The organism is Pseudoalteromonas sp. P1-16-1b, assembly GCF_001401785.1.
In the GTDB taxonomy this organism is placed as follows: Bacteria; Pseudomonadota; Gammaproteobacteria; order Enterobacterales; family Alteromonadaceae; genus Pseudoalteromonas; species Pseudoalteromonas undina.
Genome location: NZ_LKGQ01000011.1, coordinates 103,637 through 126,189, shown reverse-complemented (window position 1 = coordinate 126,189; position 22,553 = coordinate 103,637). Strand labels below are relative to the sequence as shown.

Here is a 22,553-nt window from a genome sequence, read left to right as displayed (position 1 = left end):
AAGCAGCTATTTTCAGCGCTAACTGCGTTGAATTTACTTGCAATAGGCTAGCTATTGACGCGTAATTTCGCCTTGTTTTCACTAAAAATCTCTAGCTTGAGAAAATAAACATAAATATCATTTTGATTCAATATGTTAGTAAATCTCTTAACCAGAGTTCAGGTTAGATACTTACTTTGTGTTTCTAAAAGTAGTACTGAGAGAGTGCAATTAAGTATCCACTAAGCATTGTCGCTAGTGTTACCTCATTTACTTCTCATTCACTTCTCTTTGCTCATACTATTTCAATTATGCATGTACACAGAGGAGGGGATTCTGCGCTTTTAGAATACTTAGGGAGGGCTGCGAAATGAAGTTTCTAATTCAGCTTTCTACTGGTCTGTTTCTTATTTTAATTAAAAAAACAAGCTCAGCGTGGAGTAAGCCCTCGCTGAGCGATAAAGTTACCAGCTATACGTGGCACTTAGTGTATATTGCTCGCCACGACCTGGCGTACCTGGAATTTCTTCAAACGACTCATCCCATAAGTTATCAGCCGCAAGACTAATAAAGAAGTTAGGCACAGCTGGTGGAGTTATTTTTAACGTCAGCTGAGTAAATAACGCCTCGTCACCTGAACGGCGTAGCGCATTTCTATGCTGTTTACGCCATTCATTATCTACTCGAAATTCTAATACATTAGTCGGGTTCCAAATCGCACCTAGAGTTAACCGGTGATCAGGAAAATTTAAGGCATAAAAGCTAGCATCAATATTTTCAGCGCCGTAGGTTTCTGTTTTATGTAAGTACGCATAGCTGGCAATAATTTCTGCGTTATCAAATTGTTTAGTAGCTAAAAATTCAAGGCCTGTGGTATCAATATCAACAGGCTGTGCAAATCGTGCTGAGCTTGAATCAAAGTTAAATGTCCAATCGGTTAGGTTGTTATCTTTACGATAAAAAAGCGCGGAATTAAGCTGCCAGCTTTGTTGCTCAAGCAATAAGCCCAGCTCTAAGCTTTTGGTGGTTTCACGTTCAAGGTTAGCGTTACTTCTAAACAAACCACCAGACTCACTGCCACCAATGGCGGTGTAGCCTGCGACTTGGCTTGCCTCGGCATACGATAAATACAATGTACGCTCAGTGCCATCGTTATTTTGGGTATTGAAACTAACATCACCAATCAGTGATAGCTCAGAATCATCACGACTGGTGTTATCAAATGCAGCCCCTAAACGCACCCTTAGTTGCTGATCACTTGCAAGTGATGCTGTGTACTCTGGTAATACACTAAGCTTAAAGTAGTTACGTGAAGTGAAATTATTTTCAAGGGTGGTGGAGTCAATACTGTCTTCTATATATTGCGCCGAGTAATTAACCGCAACTGACTTTGTTTGCGCATGACGACCTGAAATAGCCAATGATTTTACTTGTGTTTCATGAAATGCTTGGAACGCGCTTGGGTTTTCTCTTGAATAGACATAATGGTCGTTATGCTTGCGGTAATAAGCCGATACTTCAAATTCACTGTTGGTAGCATAGGCTTGTTTATGGTTGAGCATCCATAATTGAGTTTCTAAGTCTTCGGTTTCATTTACACCAAATGGGGTATAAAGGTTTGGCCAACCAAAAAACTTTTCTTGTAAGCCGTAAAATAAATCAGTTTGTGAATCGCTCCCAGTTAACTGCACTCTGCCAGAAGTACGGGTAAAGTCATGATCGCCAAAATCAATTGAACCATCACTTTGTGAGTGCGAATATTCACCTTCAAAACCAATGCGCCAATTAGCGTTTGCTTCAAGTGGAGTACTCACACCTGCATGAATTGTTTGTAAGTTAAAGTCATTTGAGCCTGCGCCCAAAGAGACACTGCCACCGGTTGTTATTGGTTTCCAAGCAAACGACACAGTACCCACAGAGCTATTCATGCCATAAAGTGCGTTATCGGCTCCGGTTAATACGCTAGCACCTGTTAGCATTTGTGGTGCAATAGGAATTTCTGCAAAGTAGTGACCAGACTGCGGGTCGAGTAGAGTTGCACTGCCGACTCTAAAGCCGGTATTTTCAAAAATACCCCCGCGTATCGTTACATCAGCTTGTGCTTCAGCCATATTACGTGATTGCAAGTCAACACGCGGGTCGTACTCTAAATTTGAAATAGGTGAATCAAAAGTGCCTACGGGTAAGGTATTGGCAGTGGGTGACGCCTCAATTGTTATTTGTTCTATGGTTGCTGTTTCTTTACTCTGTTCTGCATAAGCAACAGTTGAAATACTGGCTAACACGGCCGGTATAATAAGGTGCGGGGCACGATTCATATCATTATTCTCATTTTATGCAATGGCGCTAACAATTAAATACCTATCACTTTTTATCACATGATAAGGTAAGCTCACTAAGCTTGGGTGATTTTGGGCGCTATTGTACATTAATGATAAAAAACTGCATTTGATAATCAAATCTAGCGTTACAAAATAGTAACTCTGCATCCTATAAATTATTTACATTGGTCACTTTATTATGCAAACACAACAATCGAGTCATTCATTAAATCAGCACACACTTTATTTTGCTGGTGGTTGCTTATGGGGCGTGCAAGAATTTATGAAGTATTTACCTGGAGTAGTGACTACTGAGGCGGGGCGTGCCAATGGCACTAGTAACACAACACAAGGTGAATACGATGGCTATGCCGAATGCGTGAAAGTAACCTTTGATGCCCAAGATGTAACATTAAATGAATTAATCGGTTATTTTTTTGAAATTATTGACCCATACAGTATCAATAAACAAGGTAATGATGTAGGCGAAAAATACCGCACCGCCATTTTTAGCCAAGACAGCAATCATTTAAACATCACCAGAGATTATATTAGCCAGCGTGATGATGCTGAAAAAATAGCGGTACAAGTAGCGCCATTGACTAATTATGTCCCTAGCGATCCCGAGCATCAAGATCGTTTAACTAATCACCCCAATGATTATTGCCATATCCCAATTGATTTATTGCACAAGTATAAAAAACAACTTCATTGGGGCGTATTTGAATAAAAAAGACTGGTAACTAATAAAGCTAAAATTAGCTGTTACCTCGTTTATGCTTTTTTTTAGATTTATTAGGCTTTTTCTTTTTTCGAGGAAACTTATCTCTAGAAAGGTAGGGCACAGCTAAAAAGTAGATCCCAGTTCCTAAGTAAAAAAGAAGGTTAAAAAGATAAGCAAATGGAGAGGTCGAGAAAAAATAAACCTCAGACTCCACTCGATAATCTGTTGGTGTATGAACATAACCGTCGTATATAGATTTTCCTGCGATTATTATAAGTAATAACCCCAAAGCCCAAAAGACTAAAGAGAATGCGATTTGGTTCAACAGCATTCTAATATTACTAATATTAGCGTGTTTTATTTTTTGCTTCTTTTTTGTTTTTTGATTATTTGACCGTTTCATGCTTACCAAAAAAAGTAATAATGATTGCCATTAGTATGCCTACCAAGCCAATGCTTGAAAAAACCAGACTGTATTCACTCTTAATATTGAAGATATTTAATAGGCTGGTTATTAACAATAAAAAAATGCCAATAATTTTTATAATCGTGAGTGTTTTATTCAAACAAAACCATGTTTGACAAGAAGGGCATTGTTTTTCAATAAAAATACTATTGTTGTTAATATTTTTTATATCTTTAGCTGCAAAATTACTTTTACAATTTGGGCACGTTTCTTTCATTTTAATCCTTTAATTTATCTCACAACTTTAAACACAACGTTTACTAAACGTCTTATTGATTAAGCTTTATCCTTGTAACATGATTACTATAGCATTGAGCTATCACCTTGTTAATGTGTAACTTATTACTTTATAGGTAAACAGTCTTTAAGCCATAAAAAAGCCCGCAAACATGCGGGCTTTTAAATATCAATTAAAGTTTATTGCTGCGCTTTAGGCGGAAAGTTGCTTAAAATATTGGCAACCGTTTCTTTAATGGTGGCTTCACGTTGTGATGGGGTTTGTTTTTTCTTTAAACGACCATCTTTAGCACCACGCCAAATTAGTTGGTTTGACTCACGGTCAATAATATCAATCACCAGCGTACCTACTTCGTACTCACGCGCACTTACATCGTGGTTAAAGCCTGTGCCCCAGTAACCCCAACGTGCACCGTAGCCTACGTTAAAGCTATCAACTTCAAGCTCTTTATCTACACTTGCATGGTAGTTAACAAGTACATCAGCTTGCGCTACGTCAACTAATTGCATACCTAATTGTTGGCTTAGTTGGTTGTTTACCGCATTGCGAACGCGTTTTTCCATAAGCCCACTGATTTGGTAGTTATTCGTGTCTTTGGTTAGACTCGCGTTTTCTACCCAAGCAAACGTTTTGTAGTTACTAAAGTTTGCTGATTTATCGTAATCCCAATCGGGTGTTTGTGTACAGGCGGTTAGTAATGCCAGTGCTGCGACAATAAATATGTGTTTCATTCCGTTTGCTCCAATAAAGTGCGTTTGTTTAAACTACCATGGGCGAGGGTAATTTAAAATCTATAAAATAAGTGTAACTGGCTAAGATGAATAGCCAATTAATTCTTAGTCTAGCTGAGGAGCTTTATGTTCAACCTCAATCCAATCTTTTTCATCTACCCAGTTTTGTGCACCGTCTTTTACTGAACGAATGGGCACAATATAATCACAACTTATTTGCGGTTTAACCGAGGCAAATATTGGCACAAAGCCAAAGCTCAGGGCAGTTTCTATAATTGCCTTTTGATTTTGAGGGTCGATATCAGCCGCTTCATCTATATAAATAGGTATACGGTATAAGTTTTGTTCCTGATCGCTTAATAAATAACGAATAAACAACATGCCACATAATAGCTTAATGGTGATACGTGTACCATTTGAGCCAGCCGAGTCTATCTTTTCAAAGTGCTCGGTTTCACCTGCACGGTTAACCACTTCAAAACGAATATCAAATAAATCAGTTAATGTAAGGCCTGCTTTGTCTGAGGCGAGTTTAATTAAATGATCTTTTGCCTCGTTTACCGCGCTCTCGCTGTAAGGTTCTTGGCTGAGTAAATCTAGGGTATCGCCTTGTTCAAATTGGTTAGAGGTACTGATAATAGTATCAATACTATCTACCAACATTTTGCGCGGGATAATATTAATTTTAAACGCTTGCAGGTTTGAGATGCGGTGCTGGCTAATGCCTTTATTAAAGCTATTCATTTCACGGCGTAAGCGGTCTAAATCTTCGCGCAGGCCTTTAATTGTAGCGGCCACTTCAGTGAGGGCAACGCGACCTTGACGCTCAACTGCATCGCGCTCGTTATCAATGTTATGAAACGCGCTAATAAGCTTTTGATATTTACTAAACTCATCGTTTTCGTTATCAAACTTAGTAATACCGGCATTATAAATATGCATATAGGTATTACGTACATTTATATCGAAATTACGTAGCTCTTGGCAGTCCTTATTAAAGTGATGAATTAAATCGCTTAAATTATCAAAATCGATTTTTATATCAATCATGTAAGGCGTTACTTTACCACTGTATAAATCTAAAGTGTGGTCAATACGCTCAGTTTTAACTTGGCGTAAGCGCTCTGTTTGACGATTAATTTGCGCTTGTTTTGATTTGATTAACGAGCGTCTATCAGCAATTGAACCACTGTTTTTTTGAATATCTTGTAGGTAATCGTCAACTTGTTCGCGCTCGGCTAAAAGCTGTTCTTTTAGCATTGCTTGGGCGTCAACCGATTGTTGCATCACTTCAAATTGCTCTAAGCGTTTAAGTGCGCTTTCTGCACTCATGAGCTCCTCGTATAGCGCGTCTTTTTCTTTTTGTTTATCAGCAACATTGGCGGCCACTTCGCGCTGTTGTTTAAACTCTTTTAATGATTGCTCAAGCGCGGTTAACTGAGCGCTCAGTTGCTCTTTATTTTCGCCGCTTTGCATTTGTACTGGTGAGAGCTTTTTAAGTTTAATACTGGCACCAGGTAGGGTGAGTATACCGCCTTTAACATTTTCGCTCAGCTGTGATAAAAATTCACCAAAGGCATCTTCGTCATCAATGGTTATATCGCCATTGCTGGTGGTGGCAAAGGAGAGAAGATCGGGGTTTAATAGCCGCGATATTTCTTCTACTTCTTTCAGTGATAAGTCTTCACGCATACGGGTGAATAAATTAAATTCTAAGTTTTTAAGTTGTAACTTTAAGCTTTTAATTTGTTTTTGTGTTTCACCAATACGGTAATCAAGGGTGTGCAGGCTTTGCCCTTGAGCACTCGTAATAGAATGTGACAACGACTCGTAGTCACTTTTTAACTGCGTTAGGTTGGTTTTGAGAGTGGCTTTATTAACCAGCTCAAATTCACTTTTAAGGGCGTTGAAATCTAAAAACCATTGTTCAATTTGAGTTTGCTTGCGCTCTATATCGCGCGATTGTTGTACGTATAGCCCTTGCTTTTGTTCAAACTCGTGCTTTTCGTGCTCAATGTCTTCAAGGGCGATGTTGAGCTCGCTTAGTTGCTCTTCCTGGTACGTATCAAAATCAATCAGTGCTTGGTCAATTTTTGGCGCATAAGCGGCCAGTTTACCTTTAAGCACGGTTTGGTTTTCAAGCATAGATTCAAGAGCGGCTATGGGCTCTTGCATTGATTCTAGCGCTTTTAATTCACGTTTTGCGCGGTTTACTTTATCAAACGAACGGCGCCAAACCTCGTAAAAGTCGACCTTAGAATTTGACATATGGCGTTCAAACACACGGAGCATAAAGCGCTTAACGTCGTTTGCGCCTAATTTATGTAAATTAAGAATACGACGAAATATTTCTTTGTATATTGCAGAGTCTTGAACGTTGTTGAGGGGGATCATTTTTAAATTGATCTCACCGTCAAATTGCGTTGCTCCGCCAGTCAGTAGGGCGTTTAATTCTTGTGCCTTAAGCTCTATTGGGTTGAAACCTTGCTGCTTTAAGTGGTTAAACAGCTTGGTAAACTTAATAATGGTATTGCCTTGGGTGTACTGGGCTAAATCAAGCTTACCTTGATAGCAAAAGTATTGGTGCGCATAACCGGCAATTTTACCTAAGCCGGCTACTCCAATGACGACTGAGCCATGGGGCAAATCGGCTTGCAATAAAATGTACGATTGATCTGATGAAAAATAAAACTTACGGGTTTCATCTAAATCGTGGCCATCCCACTCGGTTAGGCGTAAATCGTTAATTAGCGGAAACTGCAGTGCATTAATTACTGAGCTTTTACCTGTGTTGTTAGGGGCACAAATCGAGCTACTTTTATCCAGTGGGATCACACATTTTGCATAGCCTGCGGTATTTAGTAGGGCGAGTTTACTCAGTCCGTATAAATTTTTCATTGCTCGTCCTCACTAATAAAGGTCTCTTCGTTTACTTCCATTAAGGCATCAATATAGCGGTGAATAGGGGCTTGCAACATAAAGCCACCTTCTACTTCGCGGGCAAGGCCTAAACGTACCATGCGTAAATACACATCTTTTCGTAAGTCAGAACCCGAGAATATCTCAAGCTGATCAAATAAATGTTTATTAAGTTGCACCAAGGTTTGCATGAGCTCTAAATCGTTTGGCTCGTCAAATAATGCGCGCATAGGGTCTTTACCTGTATTGGCAAAATGCTCTATTAAAATGTAAATAGTGAGCGCTACAGCGCGGGAAATTTTACCCATGTTTGGGGTGCTTTCATCGCTGGCAAAATAATAAAAACCACGGCTATCGTGTTTTAACTCGTGGCCTAATGCTGTAAATAAGGCAGTATAAGCGTCTATTTGTTGGTCAAGCTCTTGCCACATTACGGTGTCTTGTTCGCAAATGTGGTAACCGGCGACTAATTTTTTATTAATGGCTTGTAAGTGAGAAAGCTCATCTAAGTTTATATGGGTCATGGTGATTACTCGTGCTCGGCTTTATCAGCCTGAGGCTCTGAATTAAAGGGATATAAATTAAAGTGCTGGCCTGCAATGTTAACGCGGGCTTTCTTATCGCTTTGGCTAATTTCTAGGGTGCTATCGCTTACCAACTTTTGATACAAAAACAGCATTTCATCGGCTTCAAGCTCAGGGTAGCTTTCGTCTAAAAATTGCAGCAAAGGCTGTGGTTTTTTACGCTGCTTTTTAAAGCGTTTGGTAAATTGCGCTTTTACATCGTGATAGTCAGGAATGTTTGGCGTGACAAACGCGGGCACATCATTTTGTTCTGGTAGCTGATATTCGTGGTGTTCAAACTCAGCTAAGCTTGCCATATAGGCAACAATATGACGCTGTTGACCCAATGAATACTTTTGCGCATCGCTTACAAAATGGGGTTGCACGGCGCTGAGCATATTATCCACCCCGTTTTTACGAATTAGCCCTAATACTTTTGCCGCTTGGCGGGTAATAAGGTTATTACGGCGCAGTTCTTCGCGCAGTGGCATTAGCATGTCGGCACTTTTACGTAAACTTATCCGACCAACTAGGTGCATCTCGAGAATACGAGTACGTAATTGCTCAAGCATACGTTTATCACTGTACGCTTTGCCTGAGCGTTCAATATGTTCTATTTGGGTGCTAATTTGTTGCTCAATTAGAATAAAACAGGCATGAAAGTCGCCTCTAATATCCACCATTTCTAGCATGGGTTCTATATATTCATCAAACGCTTCTATGACGGCTTTGTAGCGCTTTTGCAGCGATTGCACCGCGTTATTTGATTTAGCCTGCTCAACAATATTTAAAATGGCGTTTTCGTTGTGTAAAAACAGCTTAATTATTTTACGAACCCGATCATCCATAATGCGGCTAAAGCGACGTAAATCATCAAAATCTTCCATTTCACCGGCATTAGATAGCCGATTACCTAAGCGAGCTAAATCATCAACCAATACACTAATTTCTTGTGCTAAGCCTAAATGCTCTTCTTGCAGTAAAAAGGTAGCAAAGTCCGCAATGGCACGGTTAATTTCTAGTTGTGACGATTTAGCCAATGGAATAATGATTTCTTGATTTAATAACCGATTGGTTTCTTTATAAATGCGCTCATTATTCCACGTCGGTTGCTTTTGTTTTATGGCATTTTGTAAATCTTTAATACTAAAGTCGGCCATTTTAAAGCGTTTAAATAATAGCTCTAATACACCCCAATGCTCAGTGAGGGTATTAAGTAGCTTTTTAGCTGGGATCATAAGGCGTTACAACATCCTAGTATTCGTTATTTTATATTTCTTGAACTTATATGGTATTCGTTTTTGCGACGATTTAATAATAGTTTTTACACTCGCTTAGTGATAGTATCCGCGCCGAATATAGGCACATAGAGTGTGTACCTCTATTTTTTACATGGTTTCAATTTTTACTTAAACCCGAAGGTTGTTTAATATCATGGTTTCCTCGATTATCCTGACGCTGATAGCGATTGCATTCTTGCTTATCGTTATTGAGGATGTGATTCACGTAAACAAAGCCAAAACGACATTATTTTTTGGTACACTTTGTTGGATTATCTCCTTTATTTTTCCTCTTAATGGGCAAAGCCCTGAAACGATTCAAACCCTCCTTGACCACAATATTTTAGAAATTGCTTCCTTATGGCTGTTTTTAATGGCCGCAATGACCTTTGTTGCCTATTTAAACTCCAAAGGACTCATCGAAAATGTTGTGAACCGGATAATGCCAACCAGCATTAGTGAACGAAAGCTAATGTTTTTGGTAGGGTGTTTTGCATTTGTATTTTCATCTATCTCCGACAACGTAACAGCTACACTGATCTCCTTGGCTGTTATAATGTCATTAAAGCTTGAAGCCAAAAAACTAGTTAAGTACGCCACCTTAATTGTATTTGCAGTGAACTCAGGGGGTGTATCACTTATCACAGGTGATGTAACCACACTTATGATTTTCCTTGATGGTAAAGTAACAATTAGCAATTTATTACTGTTAATTGTGCCTGCATTATTAAGCGTATTATTACTGGCTACTTTATTATCAATTGGTATGAACAAACAGTTAGAGTTTAAAAAGACTAAATTTAAACGCATTGAAAAAACCGACATTACTATCGCTGTTATTTTCTTCACTACCGTTATTTCTACCCTTACTTTAAGTGTTTTATATAGTGTGCCGCCGTTACTTACCTTTTTACTCGGCCTATCTATTATGTTTTTAGTCGCACAATTTTTAATGCGCAAAAAAGATATCAATAAAGATATGATCGACTTTATACGTGACATAGAGTACGACACCTTACTGTTTTTCGTAGGGGTGTTATTACTTGTTGGCGCATTAAAAGAAGTGGGCGTGCTAAGCCAATTTACGAACCTGTATACAGTGATGGCGCCAGAGTACGCTAACTACTTAATGGGTATTTTATCGGCCGGTGTTGATAACGTGCCACTAACGGCTGCGTTACTAAAAGCCGACATTGTAATGAGTCAACAGCATTGGTTGTCGTTTACGTATGCAACCGGTGTGGGTGGTTCAATGCTGATCATTGGTTCGGCGGCTGGTATTATTGCTATGAGTAAGGTTAAAGAACTTACTTTTGCAAGTTACCTTCGTTTGTCGTTGTATTTGTTAGTGTGTTACACCTTTGGTTATGCTGGCTCTTACTTTATGGGTAGTTTTATTTGATTTTATAATAAAACGACTTGACAGCTAGACGTCTAAACGATAACTTTCAAAGCCGCACTCTTAGTGCGGTTTTGTTTTATTAGCCACAGGTTAATAATACATTCAGAAGAGGTGCGATACTTAGGTACTTAATGTGAGGCAACGACAGCCTGCGACCATTAAGGAGGGAAGTACTCGCCGAGGAAAATAATGGGTCGTTACCATTGTTTTTCGGTTTATGGGGCTGAATCCTCAAAACTGTCACCAATTTAGGTGGAGAGCTTCTGGCAGTAGATTTTTCTTATCTTTATTTCCTGCCAAGTTCTTCTTGTTTTATTGCGGTTTGGATGCCGCGAAAGGAGACGAAATGACTACCCAATCAGTGCCACAAAGTTCACAGTGCACAAAATCAGATTACATTGTTGCCAAATTTGGTGGCACCAGCGTTGCTAACTTTGAGGCGATGAACCGTTGTAGCGAAATCATTGTAAACGATAACAGCGTTCGAATTGTTGCAGTGAGCGCCAGCGCCGGTGTAACTAATCACTTGGTGGCACTTTGTAAAGCTGATATTGATGCCGCTGAACGTCAACAGCATGTTGACGGTGTACTTGCTATTCAGCAGGCAATTTTAACTGATCTGACCCTAGATGATGATTTAGCGCTTGGTTTTAATAACACCCTCGATGACTTCCAAACACTAGCACATCAAATACTGACAACAGAGCAACAACATGATGAGCTACTTAGCTTTGGCGAGCGTTTATCGTCGTATTTATTTACTCAAGTATTGCGCTTAAAGGGCTTAAATTCGCAGCGTTTTGATGTTCGCCAAGTGCTTAAAACTGATAGCCAATTTGGTAAAGCCACGCCTAATGTAGCCGCTACAGCGCTTGCAGCTAAAGAGCATTTAATTCCTTTACTAGAGAACACGGTTATTGTTACTCAGGGTTTTATTGGCAGTGATCAAAACAATGTCACCACTACACTGGGTCGCGGTGGCTCCGATTACAGTGCCGCCTTGTTAGCTGAAGCAATTAACGCTAAAAGTGTGCATATTTGGACCGACGTAGTGGGGATTTTTAGCACCGATCCGCGTTTGTGTGTAAAAGCCACACCTATTGCGCGTTTAAGCTTTGATGAAGCGGCAGAAATGGCCACTTTTGGCGCTAAAGTGCTGCATCCGGCTACAATTTTGCCAGCCAGTCGTAGCCATATAAATGTGTTTGTTGGCTCAAGCACAGAGCCAGAGCGAGGTGGCACCTGGATTGAACGTGAAAAATCGCAGCTACCTGGTATTCGTGCGGTCACGCAACGTAAAAACCAAATATTATTAACCCTTAAAAGCCCAGAAATGCTGTTAGCGAGTGGTTTTTTAGCGCGTATTTTTACTATTTTAAGTGAATGTAATATTTCGGTAGACCTGGTTACTACCTCTGAAATTAGTGTAGCTATTACCCTTGATAATGCGCCTAATGCATCACGCCCAGAGCTAGATCAAGAGTGCTTAGATAAACTTGCTGAGTTTTGCCATGTATCGGTTGAGAACAATTTAACCCTAGTAGCACTTATTGGGTCTGAAATTGTATTGCGTCAGCACGAAATGAATTTAATGCAGGTGTTGAGCGAATTTAACATTCGTCTTATTTGTCATGGTGCGAGTAAACACAACCTGTGCTTTTTAGTTGAGCAAAGTGAGTCTGATGCTGTGGTTCAAGCTATTCATAGCCGACTACTTGAAGGCGAGCTTGCTGCTTAACGCTTTCAATGAGATAAATGAGCACCGCCAGTCGGTGCTTTTTTTTGCCACAACGCTTATATCAAACTGCTCGTTTACATCGTTTGTTAATGCGGTGCTAGTTGCACTTAATTGCGAGTTGCCAAGCTCACAAAATACATTGGGGCTTAATAGCTGGGCAATAGGGCGGCTGGTTGCTTTTGCTAATGCTTCTTTTAAAGTCCAAAGTCTAAAAAATGTCGCCGCTTTAGCAGCTGTGCATGGTTGCTTAGTTATAAGTGCCACTTCTGCAGCATCATAAAAGTGCTTTGCGAGTTTTTCAAATGGTCGTTTTAAACTGATTTTTTCAATATCAAAACCAAATAGCGAATTATCAATATTTAGCGCCACGCCTACCAAACCATGAGAGTGTGACACACAGCAACTATACACCTGGTTGTTATTTATATTTAGCTCAAGCTTACAGGTTTGTTGATTAAATTCAGAGCTGATTTTATCAAGCGTTATATTACTGCTGCTAGGTAATACACTTTTGACTAAATATTTTAGTAACAGCCGCGTTGCTACATATTCTTGCTTTGCTTGAGGCGTTTTACGACGCGCGATGACACTTAATTCAAACGGGCTTAAAAACTGTGTAAGTGTTAGTTCATCAACCTGCAATTGGCTGGCATCAAATAATAAAATGGTGTGGTTATTATTCTCAGCAAGCGGGGTTTGTAATAACTGATTGTCGAAGTAAGCTGAACTCATTATTGCTCGTTAAAAGTGAATACCGATTACATAGTTATCGTTATAAGCTGGATAGTTTGTGAGCGGTTGTTTGCTGTTATGCGCGCTAAGTACATTTTTATTACTCAGTCGCCCTTAAATATGGTTTAATTCACATTCGATAAAATAATAACAGATTTGTAGGTGTATGACACAAGTGCGTGATGGTTTTCAAAGTCGACTTGGTTTTGTATTGGCAGCAGCCGGTGCTGCGGTTGGTTTAGGCAATATATGGGGTTTTCCTACACAGGCTGCTAACCATGGTGGCGGCGCATTTTTATTGGTGTACTTTATTGTTATTTTTTTGCTAGCGCTTCCCGCGTTATACACCGAGCTGTATTTAGGCTACAAAGCCCAAGCTAATCCGGTTAAAGCCTTAGGCCAAGCATGGCAAGACCATGCGCCTAAAGTAGGCGCTGCTGCAGGTTATATAGGCTTAGCTGGCGCAATTGTCATGTTAAGCTTTTATTCAATAGTGGCAGGTTGGATGCTTTCTTACGCCATAGAGCCTATAACCACCTTTTTAGGTATGCAGAGCTTGAGTGAGTTTTTACATAGCGACTCTATGCTACGTAATTTTATATTTACGCCGCTGATGCTTATTTTAACCGCCAGTATTATTTTAAAGGGAGTTAAATCAGGAATTGAAACTTGGTCGCGCCGTTTAATGCCATTATTACTTGTTTTACTCGTTGGCCTAATTGCTTACATTGCTACCTTAGAGGGTGCCAACGAAGGGTTTGCGGCCTATTTAGTGCCTGACTTTAGTAAAATACTCGACCCCGATTTAATTATTGCCGCAATGGGGCAAGCGTTTTTCTCATTATCACTGGGTGTGGGCTGTATGATGATTTATGGCTCTTATTTAAAGCCCGGTGCTAACTTACCAAAATTGACTGCAAGTGTTGCGTTACTCGACACCAGCGTGGCATTTTTAGCTGGACTATTAATTATACCGGCTATATATGTGGCGCAGTTCAATGGCGTTGAAGTATTTAGCAACGGCAAGCTAATTGGTGAAGGGCAGCTTATTTTTGCCATATTACCTGAGTTATTTGGCACCATGGGTGAAATTGGTTTATTGGTTGGCTTACTATTTTTTGTATTGATGTCGATTGCTTCAGTTACATCAACCATTTCATCGACTGAAATTCCTGTGGCTTTTTTAGTAGAAAACCACAGTGTTGATAGAACCAAAGCTACATGGGCCGTTAGCGCCATTGTATTTGTTTGTGCCAGTACTATTATTGTTAATTTTGATTGGCTATTTGGTTTGGTTATTATGGTATTTACCCAATACCAACTCCCGTTGATGGGACTGTTTTATTTTATTACAGTGGGCTGGTTATGGCAGCGTGGTAATAAGCTTCATCAAGCAAGTTCTGGTGCACATTATTGGTTTGCTCAGTACATTCGTTTTGTCTGCCCAGTGCTAATGACCTTAGTATTTGCAAACGTTGCGTTTGGCTAGAATACAACAACAACTCATGTGTTATTGATAACAAAAAAAGCGAACACTATATTTTGTTCGCTTTTTTGCTTTTTGTTTAGCCGCGCTATAGCACTTCGTTTGTTAAGCTATTTCCTTGAGTAACCTCAAATGCATTTTGTAAGGTGATATTGGCAATTTCTGTAAGCGCTTCTTGAGTAAAAAAGCCTTGATGGCCGGTGATCAATACATTTTTAAAGCTCACCAAGCGAGAGAAAATATCGTCTTGGTTTATATCGTCACTGTGGTTTTTAAAAAACAGCTCTGATTCTTGCTCGTACACATCAAGCCCTAAATAACCTAGTTTTTGTGATTTAAGTGCCTTAATACACGCTTTACTATTAACCAATGCACCGCGCGAGGTGTTTATTAGCATAACTCCTGTTTTCATTGCTGCAAATGCGTCATCGTCTATTAAATGATGAGTGTGCTCGTTTAACGGGCAATGCAAAGAAATGATATCGCTTTGTGTAAGCAGGGTGTTTAAATCAGTAATTGTGTAATTACCAGCTTGTGCATTAGGATCGCATACTAAAATGTGAGCGCCAAAACCGGTTAATATATTACACAATGCTTGGCCAATTTTACCGCAGCCAATAATACCCACCGTTTTATTATGCAAGTTAAAGCCAAGTAAGCCGTTCAAGTCAAAATTGTCTTCACGTACGCGGTTATAAGCTTTATGGGTTTTACGGCTAAGCGTAAGCATAAGTGCAATACAATGCTCTGCGACTGCCTCAGGGCTGTAAGCCGGAACGCGCAGAACACGCATACCATGCTGTTTAGCAGCGGCTAAATCTACATTATTAAAACCCGCACAGCGCAGTAAAATGGTGTTAACCCCAAATATAGCCAGTTGCTCAATAACCGCTTTATCTACCGAATCGTTTACAAATACGCATACAGCATCAAATTCTTTAGCTAAAACCGCAGTGTGCATCGATAAACTTTGCTCAAAATAGGTAATAGCGATGTTAGAAAAGCCAGTTAAGCTTTGTTCGAAAAAAGGGCGCTCGTATTTTTGAGCACTAAAAAAAGCAATCTTCATTTATTACAATCCAACTAATCTAGTTACATCAACCATAAACCATTTTTATTATAGATGCCTTATCACTTTAATATTGCTGTGGTATTAAAACGACTATTTGCTGTTTTTATAATCGGTGTTGCCTCTAAACTACTTCTAATTACACTATGAAGTGACTCCGGTTTAGTGCGCGGCGCATAACGTGCAATTAGTTGTCCTTGGGCATTAACTAAAAACTTAGTGAAGTTCCACTTTATTGCACGGTTTTGTGCAATTCCACGCGTATGTGATTTTAAATAACTAAACAAGGGGTGCGTATCGGGGCCATTCACCATAACCTTATCAAATACTTCAAAATTAATTGCAAAGTGTTTTTGATAGTAGTCTTTTATTGCCATACCCTCTAATGGTTCGTTTTTATCAAACTGATTACATGGAAAAGCCAGAATAGTAAACCCATCGCTTTTGTATTGTTGGTATAGCTTTTCAAGCGCACATAATTGCGCCGAAAAATGACATTTGCTTGCTGTATTTACAATAAGAACCGTTTTTCCTTTTAACTGGCTCAAAGGAAAATCACTGTTATTACAAAGTGGTGCGTTAAATTGATAAATGCTATCCATAGATTACCTACCTAATTTCCTTATGCGGGAAATTTTAAAAGACTTTCATTCGCTTTTTTAGCGGCCGATTGACATAATCGAGCTTATGTTTCTAAGTTATCAGTTAAATAGGTCATTTTTATGTCAGTTAAAATTGCATTTATAGGTTTAGGCGTAATGGGTTACCCAATAGCAGGGCATCTAGCAAAAGCGGGGCACAGCGTATGTGTTTATAACCGCACAGCAGCTAAAGCACAAAAATGGGTTGAAGATTTTAACGGCAGTTTTGCACCTACCCCGCGTGAGGCAGCAAGTGATGCCGATATGGTATTTATGTGTGTTGGCAATGACGACGACTTACGGTCAGTGGTATACGGCGATGATGGCGTTTTAGCTGGTATGGATAAAAACACGATTTTAATCGATCACACAACTACTTCTGCTGAGGTAGCGCGTGAAGTTGCGGCAAAAGCGGCTTTACAGCATATCGACTTTATTGATGCGCCGGTATCGGGCGGTCAAGCTGGCGCTGAAAATGGGGTGTTAACCGTAATGGCGGGTGGTAACGAAGCGGTATTTGCTAAAGCACAACCTATCATGGCGGCATTTAGCCGTTTTAGTCAGCTTTTAGGCGAAGCGGGCTCAGGGCAATTATGTAAAATGGTTAACCAAATTTGTATTGCTGGTGTAGTGCAAGGGTTAGCTGAGGGCTTACATTTTGCTAAACAAGCGGGGCTTGATGGCGAAAAAGTAATAGAAACCATTTCTAAAGGCGCTGCTGGTTCGTGGCAAATGGAAAACCGCTACAAAACAATGTGGGCAGGTGAGTACGAATTTGGTTTTGCTGTAGATTGGATGCGCAAAGATTTAGGCATTGCACTAGATGAAGCTAAAAATAACGGTGCAACACTGCCAATGACTGCAACGGTTGATCAATATTACGCTGATGTACAAGCTCTGGGCGGCGGACGATACGATACTTCAAGCTTATTAGCACGGATAGAAGCACTGCATAAGAAGTAATGTAATTGGTAAAAGTAAATTATTCACAAAGAGGATAAGAGACGCTGCGCTTTTAGAGGAAGTGATAAACATAAAAAATGAATGTTGGTTTTATGTTTTCTCATTTACCTCTCTTGTTGAGATAGCTTTTTGGTTTTTTACCTTTTAACAAAAAACGCGACACTTTTTTGCTAAAAGGTCGCGTTTTTATGCATTATATAAACTACAGTAAATTACATGCTTTGCGCGTAGTTATATAAGGCTTTTAAAATTGTTAGATTTTTTTCGCTGTCATCATGTTCATGCGCTAAGTTTTCAAGGGTGATCATAAAATCTTGTGCGCTGATTGATGGCTGATCTTCGCCATGCATTAACTTGCTTTGGCAATATTGACGCCATTGATCAAGCTCGTGCTGGTTTAGCGTTTGTGGCCAGTTACGGGCGCGGTATCTAAACAGCAAAGTATTAAATTTAGGGTCTTCAAATTCAAGCTTTAAGCTTGCTAGGTCTTCAGGCTTTGCATCACGAATAATCGCAAATTTGGCTTTATCAGCATGGCTAGTAAAGCCATCATATAATAAGTAATCCACGTTCGTGGTCGCGCTGTAATCGCCTTGCTCGTTAAATACCTCAGTGACTTTATCACGTAGCTCGGTATTGGCTTTTAAAATGGCTAAATTAGCCAAGCATTGCTCACGGTCAATACCCAAGCGAGCAGCGTTTTCAGGCAGTAGCGTTTTAGCAGGTGCTAAAATAGGGCACTTGTTTAAATGCACCAGTTTTAAACCTACCGGTAAATCACCCTCTGCTAAATCTATACGTTTGGTGTATAAACGTTTACGTAATTCTTCCACATTTAAATCAAGTAACACCTGCGGGTTTTGGGTTAAATCAAAACAAATAACTGCGTTTTTATTTACCGGGTGAAAACTCATAGGTGCTACCCAAGTGGTACAACCTTGTGTTGCTGGAATACGAGACGAGGTGTGCACTAATGGGGTCATATTAAACACATCAACCATTTCAGCGAGTGCTTTTTTACCGCGAAGACTAAAAAAGAACTGATACAGCTTAGGCTGCTTCTCTTTAATTAGTTTGGCCAAGGCAATGGTGGCCGTTACATCACTTAGTGCGTCGTGCGCAGCGGCATGTTCAATACCATTAGCAACAGTTAAATGCTCAAGCTTAAAGCTAGGGCTGCCATCCTCTTTTAGCGGCCACTCAATGCCCTCAGGGCGCAGTGCATAGCAGGCACGCACTAAATCTATAATATCCCAACGACTGTTATTGTTTTTATATTCACGTTCGTACGGGTCGTAAAAGTTACGATAAAAGCTATATCGGCTTACTTCATCATCAAAGCGAATACTGTTATAACCAGCCACACAGGTATTGGGTACGCTAAATTCTGCATGAATTTTAGCAATAAATTCAGCCTCAACTAAGCCTTTTTGCATCGCCACTTGTGGGGTAATACCGGTAATTAAACACGCTTCAGGATGGGGTAAATAATCCGCTTGTGGCTTACAGTACTCAATAAGCGGCTCGCCAATAATATTTAAATCAAGATCGGTGCGTACACCGGCAAACTGACTCGGCTTATCCTTTTGCGGGCTTGCCCCCCAAGTTTCGTAGTCGTGCCAATAGATTGTTGCTTGATTTTGCTCTTGATAAGCCATTAAAAAACCCTATAAGTTAGCTTGAAACGGTTTATATACCGCCAAGTTACTAAATTTATGAATTATTTAGATTATGGCATAGGGTCACAGAGGTTTATAGGTTTGAATAGGGAAATCTATTAGTCAAAACATGATTTAAGGGTGATTGACGTGATTATTTATTTCTGAGGTTCTGTGATAGAGAATTTATTTATAAACATAGTGCTCAATGTTATAACTTAAGCCAACACTCCATATTCTTTCAACAATATGAAACTAATAATAAAAACGATTCTATTTTGGGTATTAATCACCTCTACCGCTGTGTTTGCTGAGCTTGCAAAAGTTAAAGTAAATGGCTTTGATATTGAATATGAAATGGCGGGTAGTGGTAAACACACTGTTTTACTTGAGGCAGGTGGCTCTGCAGGGCTTAGTGATTGGGATCCCATTTATAACTCGCTTACCAAGCATGCAAAAGTAATTCGCTATTCTCGAATTGGCAATGGCGGCTCAGCGCAAATAAAGAAAAACTATAGCTCAGAAGAGTATGCTGCTGAGGCTTTATTATTACTCAAAGCGCTAAAAATTGATGAACCGGTAGTTTATGTGGCGCATTCTTATGGTGCTTATATCGCAAGGGTATTTGCAGCAAGCTACCCCGATAACATTAAAGCGTTAATGTTAATTGAACCCGCCTCAGAGCATGATGTTGATATTATGCGTAAGATTGATTTACCGCGCGCTGAAAAAGAAATTGCCGCTATAAAACGTGACGATATGAAAAATGGTATGTCGAATCAGTATTTAGACTTTTGGTCGAAGCGGCCTTTGCCCGATTACCCACAAATAGCAGATATTCCCGTGACGGTTATTGCCTCAGTTAAAAAATATGAAAATCCATCGGTGTTATTTTTTACTGAAAAAGGGCGTGAAATGTGGGGGGAACTGCATTCAAACTGGGCTAATGCTTTTCCTCAAGGTGAGATAGTGCTAACGGGTAAAAGTTACCACTATCCACAAAATGATGAGCCAGAAATGGTAGTTAAACAAGTTTTGAAGCTATTATCACGCACTCAATAGCGAGATCGGATTATGCTTTTTAATAACGACTAACTATGAGTTCTTTTTGTAATAGGTGGTATTTTTTATTTATTGTGATGTTTATTACGCCTGCATTAAAAGAGTAAATTAAAACCAAATAAAAAGCACTGCAGGTTCACTACAGTGCTTTTTCAGGGGAATGATATTAATTATTTTGCAGTTGCAACAAGCTTAACCCAATCGTAATTAGTGACGCCTAACAAGCCGATTTGTAATGTCTGGCCTGAACTCACCTCTAAGATACAACTTTCATTGTTGTCTTTGTTGTTCGATAAGCAATCATATTGTGTTTTTGTTACGGCTGCATCCGTTCGAACATAGAGGTTAGTATTTCCCTCGCCACCCAATGTTTTTATGTTTACAGTGGTTGCGCCTGTAGGTACTACATAACTATAGCGCTGCCAAAAATCTGGAAATCCATAAGCACGAGATGTTAATACGCGAGTATCATTATCTGTAGGTGGTGCGCTATTTTCATAATTAGCCACGATAGTTACGTTTTGATAGCTGTTATACGCTTTAAGCATAATGTAAAAACGACCTTCTCCTTGACTTATATTACAGCTTTCAGTGTTACCATTTCTAAATGGGCGGCAGTCGTAATTATTTGTGCTCGGCACTGTACTCTTTTTAACATAGAGGTCTGCATCACCTGAACCACCCGTTATGTCGATTGAGATGTTAGTGCTATTTGCAGGTACATCAATATAGTAAATAGTCTCTTGATTTAATGCTGCACTTTGGCCTGTTAATGCTTGCCCTTTAGTTAATTCAACTTCTGTTGGTGAGCCATTTGAAACACTAATCGTTTGGGTTAGCGTGTTTGTATTATTGTTACTATCTTGCACCGTAACAGAGACGTCGTAATCACCCTCAGATACAAAATTATGCACTACAGTTGCACCTGTATCGGTTTGATTATCGCCAAAGTTCCAACTATAGCTATTGATAGTACCTGCTGAGCTGGAGCTTGTTGCATCAAAATTACACTGTAATTGCTCACAGCTGTATTCAAAACGTGCGGTAGGTGGCAGTGGTGTATTACCGTCGTTATCGCCAACAGGCACTGTGTTATTAAAGTAAGTTGCCACTTGGGGCCAAATCTTACTTATTTTGGCGCCTTTATTGTAGCATCCGCCTAAATGATGAAGTGCAATAACACGATTACTTGATGCTGCAACAACAGGAGAACCAGAAGAGCCGCCTATAGTGTCACAATAGTATCCAATATCAGTATTACTTCCACGTCCATTCGTTGAGGGGGCATTAACTTGGCACAAACCATTGGTGTCTTGATCCGATTCTATAGACAGCTCCTTAGGATTACCTGAACCATGTTGCGGAATATAAATACGTTCACTTTGCTGTGCGTTTCGCACATCAAGCCCTAAGTAGCCAAACTGTTCAATATTGGCAAAGTCATTAACACTAAATAGGGTGTAATCTAACGTGTAGTCAGTTTTAAAAAACTCTTTACCTGTTACTTTTACAATAGTTTCTCTGGTTGTCCCATTACAACTTTTATTTTGGTAGTTAAACCACACTTCTGTAGAGGCAAGCTCAGATGCAGTCTCTATACAGTGGTTATTGGTAAATAACTTATTATCGCTGCCAACGCGCCAACCGGTACATAAGCTGCGGCCACCAATTACTAAGCGTGCTACCGGGCGGCTGCGGTCAAACTCTGTTGGGTTGGAATTAGCCCAACACTGCACGTCTTTGCGCTCATTAATACCGCAGGTAGACAAAGGGGCAGGTTTATTTTGTTCATTGATATTTATATTGGCGCTTTCAGTGCCGTAATAATAGCTATCAATAACACCAAACTGGTGTTGCTGCTTACTGTTTTTTGGATCAGGGTAATATTCAATGATAACGCTGTCATTTGAAACCGACATAGAAGAAAATGAATGCACACCATCATCTCCGTTTAAGCTATCGATTGTTGCAGCGTCCATATTATTACTACTATATTCATAACGCTCTGAGTTGTCTTCGCTTCTAACGACTAACTTTGCGTCACCATTTAGATCTACTTGGCTAAAATGTAGCTTTATGTAATCAGCATTAGGGTGCGATACAGTTTGAGTAATTACAGGACCTTGTGTTGTTTCGATTGTAAATTGCCTAGAAAGATTTACATGGGTATTAGCGTGTTTGGCAATTGTGGTTTTTTTTGCTTCTTGAGTGTGTTGTAAAATAGTGAGCTCATCGATTGCAGCAAAACTGTATTGTGCATAGATAGCTGTAGCGAGCAATGCTGCGTATTTACATTTTTTCATCTTTATATCCTTTTTTCACTAATAAGTGGTTTGATGTAACGTAAATGATCAACTGCATGCCCATATGATTTAATTTTGAGCAAATAATCAGTACCTAATTTACATACTAAGGGTAGGCCGCATTTTGATCTTCGCCAGAAAAAATTTAAATATTTTTAACTTTACTCGGAAACTATTGCATTTTTCACTTTGAAATCAGCTTATTTTAAAAAGGATAAATGGCTTAATATTCAATATGAAAGTTTGAACAGAAGATGTTTACCGTTGACTCTAAGCGG

General features: G+C 39.6%; 18 protein-coding genes and 1 riboswitch. Of the genes, 6 read left to right on the top strand and 12 right to left on the bottom strand.

Features of this window, described 5'->3' with window-relative positions:
• Window positions 1-443: 443 nt before the first annotated feature.
• Window positions 444-2,297 carry a TonB-dependent siderophore receptor gene (locus AN392_RS10035; RefSeq protein ID WP_055012625.1) on the bottom strand — a complete coding sequence of 618 codons (1,854 nt, stop codon included), beginning with the start codon at window positions 2,295-2,297 and terminating at the stop codon, window positions 444-446.
• 202 nt (window positions 2,298-2,499) lie between these two features.
• Here AN392_RS10035 and AN392_RS10030 point away from each other — a divergent pair, with 202 nt between their 5' ends.
• Window positions 2,500-3,030, top strand: a complete 531-nt coding sequence (locus AN392_RS10030; protein WP_055012624.1) for a peptide-methionine (S)-S-oxide reductase — start codon at window positions 2,500-2,502, stop codon at window positions 3,028-3,030.
• 28 nt (window positions 3,031-3,058) lie between these two features.
• Here the strand turns inward: AN392_RS10030 and AN392_RS10025 are convergent, their stop codons facing one another.
• The 6 genes from AN392_RS10025 to AN392_RS10000 form a co-directional block, all read right to left on the bottom strand.
• Window positions 3,059-3,427: a hypothetical protein gene (locus tag AN392_RS10025; protein WP_055012623.1), complete on the bottom strand. Its 369-nt coding sequence runs from the start codon at window positions 3,425-3,427 to the stop codon at window positions 3,059-3,061.
• The gene (locus AN392_RS10020; protein ID WP_055012622.1) at window positions 3,411-3,707 is read right to left on the bottom strand and encodes a hypothetical protein; all 297 of its coding nucleotides are present in this window, start codon (window positions 3,705-3,707) and stop codon (window positions 3,411-3,413) included. Before AN392_RS10020 ends, AN392_RS10025 begins: the two co-directional genes overlap by 17 nt.
• A gap of 200 nt (window positions 3,708-3,907) precedes the next feature.
• Window positions 3,908-4,459 (bottom strand): DUF4136 domain-containing protein, encoded by a 552-nt coding sequence (locus AN392_RS10015; protein ID WP_055012621.1) that lies wholly within the window; start codon window positions 4,457-4,459, stop codon window positions 3,908-3,910.
• A gap of 105 nt (window positions 4,460-4,564) precedes the next feature.
• Window positions 4,565-7,357, bottom strand: coding sequence for a hypothetical protein (locus AN392_RS10010; protein ID WP_055012620.1), 2,793 nt, complete (start codon window positions 7,355-7,357; stop codon window positions 4,565-4,567).
• The gene (locus AN392_RS10005; protein ID WP_010388659.1) at window positions 7,354-7,902 is read right to left on the bottom strand and encodes a condensin complex protein MksE; all 549 of its coding nucleotides are present in this window, start codon (window positions 7,900-7,902) and stop codon (window positions 7,354-7,356) included. Before AN392_RS10005 ends, AN392_RS10010 begins: the two co-directional genes overlap by 4 nt.
• 5 nt (window positions 7,903-7,907) lie before the next feature.
• A complete protein-coding gene (locus AN392_RS10000; protein ID WP_055012619.1) occupies window positions 7,908-9,179 on the bottom strand; it encodes a hypothetical protein in 1,272 nt (423 codons plus the stop codon).
• Between the two features lie 196 nt (window positions 9,180-9,375).
• Between AN392_RS10000 and nhaD the strand changes: the two genes are divergently transcribed.
• Together nhaD and lysC are read left to right on the top strand one after the other, a co-directional pair.
• Window positions 9,376-10,623 (top strand): sodium:proton antiporter NhaD, encoded by a 1,248-nt coding sequence (gene nhaD, locus AN392_RS09995; RefSeq protein ID WP_055012618.1) that lies wholly within the window; start codon window positions 9,376-9,378, stop codon window positions 10,621-10,623.
• Between the two features lie 98 nt (window positions 10,624-10,721).
• Window positions 10,722-10,894: riboswitch (Lysine riboswitch) on the top strand.
• A 75-nt stretch (window positions 10,895-10,969) separates the two neighbouring features.
• The gene (gene lysC, locus AN392_RS09990; protein WP_181388747.1) at window positions 10,970-12,361 is read left to right on the top strand and encodes a lysine-sensitive aspartokinase 3; all 1,392 of its coding nucleotides are present in this window, start codon (window positions 10,970-10,972) and stop codon (window positions 12,359-12,361) included.
• Here lysC and AN392_RS09985 read toward each other — a convergent pair.
• Window positions 12,335-13,093 carry a 4'-phosphopantetheinyl transferase superfamily protein gene (locus AN392_RS09985; RefSeq protein ID WP_055012616.1) on the bottom strand — a complete coding sequence of 253 codons (759 nt, stop codon included), beginning with the start codon at window positions 13,091-13,093 and terminating at the stop codon, window positions 12,335-12,337. The genes lysC and AN392_RS09985 overlap by 27 nt on opposite strands.
• A gap of 166 nt (window positions 13,094-13,259) precedes the next feature.
• Here AN392_RS09985 and AN392_RS09980 point away from each other — a divergent pair, with 166 nt between their 5' ends.
• Complete coding sequence (locus AN392_RS09980) at window positions 13,260-14,582, top strand: sodium-dependent transporter (RefSeq protein ID WP_055012615.1); 1,323 nt, start codon at window positions 13,260-13,262, stop codon at window positions 14,580-14,582.
• Window positions 14,583-14,667: 85 nt separating this feature from the next.
• Here AN392_RS09980 and AN392_RS09975 read toward each other — a convergent pair whose 3' ends face one another.
• Window positions 14,668-15,648 carry a 2-hydroxyacid dehydrogenase gene (locus tag AN392_RS09975; protein ID WP_054201085.1) on the bottom strand — a complete coding sequence of 327 codons (981 nt, stop codon included), beginning with the start codon at window positions 15,646-15,648 and terminating at the stop codon, window positions 14,668-14,670.
• A 62-nt stretch (window positions 15,649-15,710) separates the two neighbouring features.
• Window positions 15,711-16,250 carry a glutathione peroxidase gene (locus tag AN392_RS09970; RefSeq protein ID WP_055012614.1) on the bottom strand — a complete coding sequence of 180 codons (540 nt, stop codon included), beginning with the start codon at window positions 16,248-16,250 and terminating at the stop codon, window positions 15,711-15,713.
• A gap of 120 nt (window positions 16,251-16,370) precedes the next feature.
• On the opposite strand from AN392_RS09970, the gene AN392_RS09965 reads away from it, so the two are divergent.
• Complete coding sequence (locus tag AN392_RS09965) at window positions 16,371-17,252, top strand: NAD(P)-dependent oxidoreductase (protein WP_055012613.1); 882 nt, start codon at window positions 16,371-16,373, stop codon at window positions 17,250-17,252.
• A 212-nt stretch (window positions 17,253-17,464) separates the two neighbouring features.
• Here the strand turns inward: AN392_RS09965 and sbcB are convergent, their stop codons facing one another.
• Window positions 17,465-18,910 carry an exodeoxyribonuclease I gene (gene sbcB, locus AN392_RS09960; RefSeq protein WP_055012612.1) on the bottom strand — a complete coding sequence of 482 codons (1,446 nt, stop codon included), beginning with the start codon at window positions 18,908-18,910 and terminating at the stop codon, window positions 17,465-17,467.
• 249 nt (window positions 18,911-19,159) lie between these two features.
• On the opposite strand from sbcB, the gene AN392_RS09955 reads away from it, so the two are divergent.
• Window positions 19,160-19,972, top strand: coding sequence for an alpha/beta fold hydrolase (locus tag AN392_RS09955; protein WP_055012611.1), 813 nt, complete (start codon window positions 19,160-19,162; stop codon window positions 19,970-19,972).
• 170 nt (window positions 19,973-20,142) lie between these two features.
• On the opposite strand, the gene AN392_RS09950 is transcribed toward AN392_RS09955, so the two are convergent.
• Entirely contained in the window at window positions 20,143-22,275 is a 2,133-nt protein-coding gene (locus tag AN392_RS09950) for a pre-peptidase C-terminal domain-containing protein (protein ID WP_055012610.1), read from the bottom strand.
• Between the last annotated feature and the right edge of the window lie 278 nt (window positions 22,276-22,553).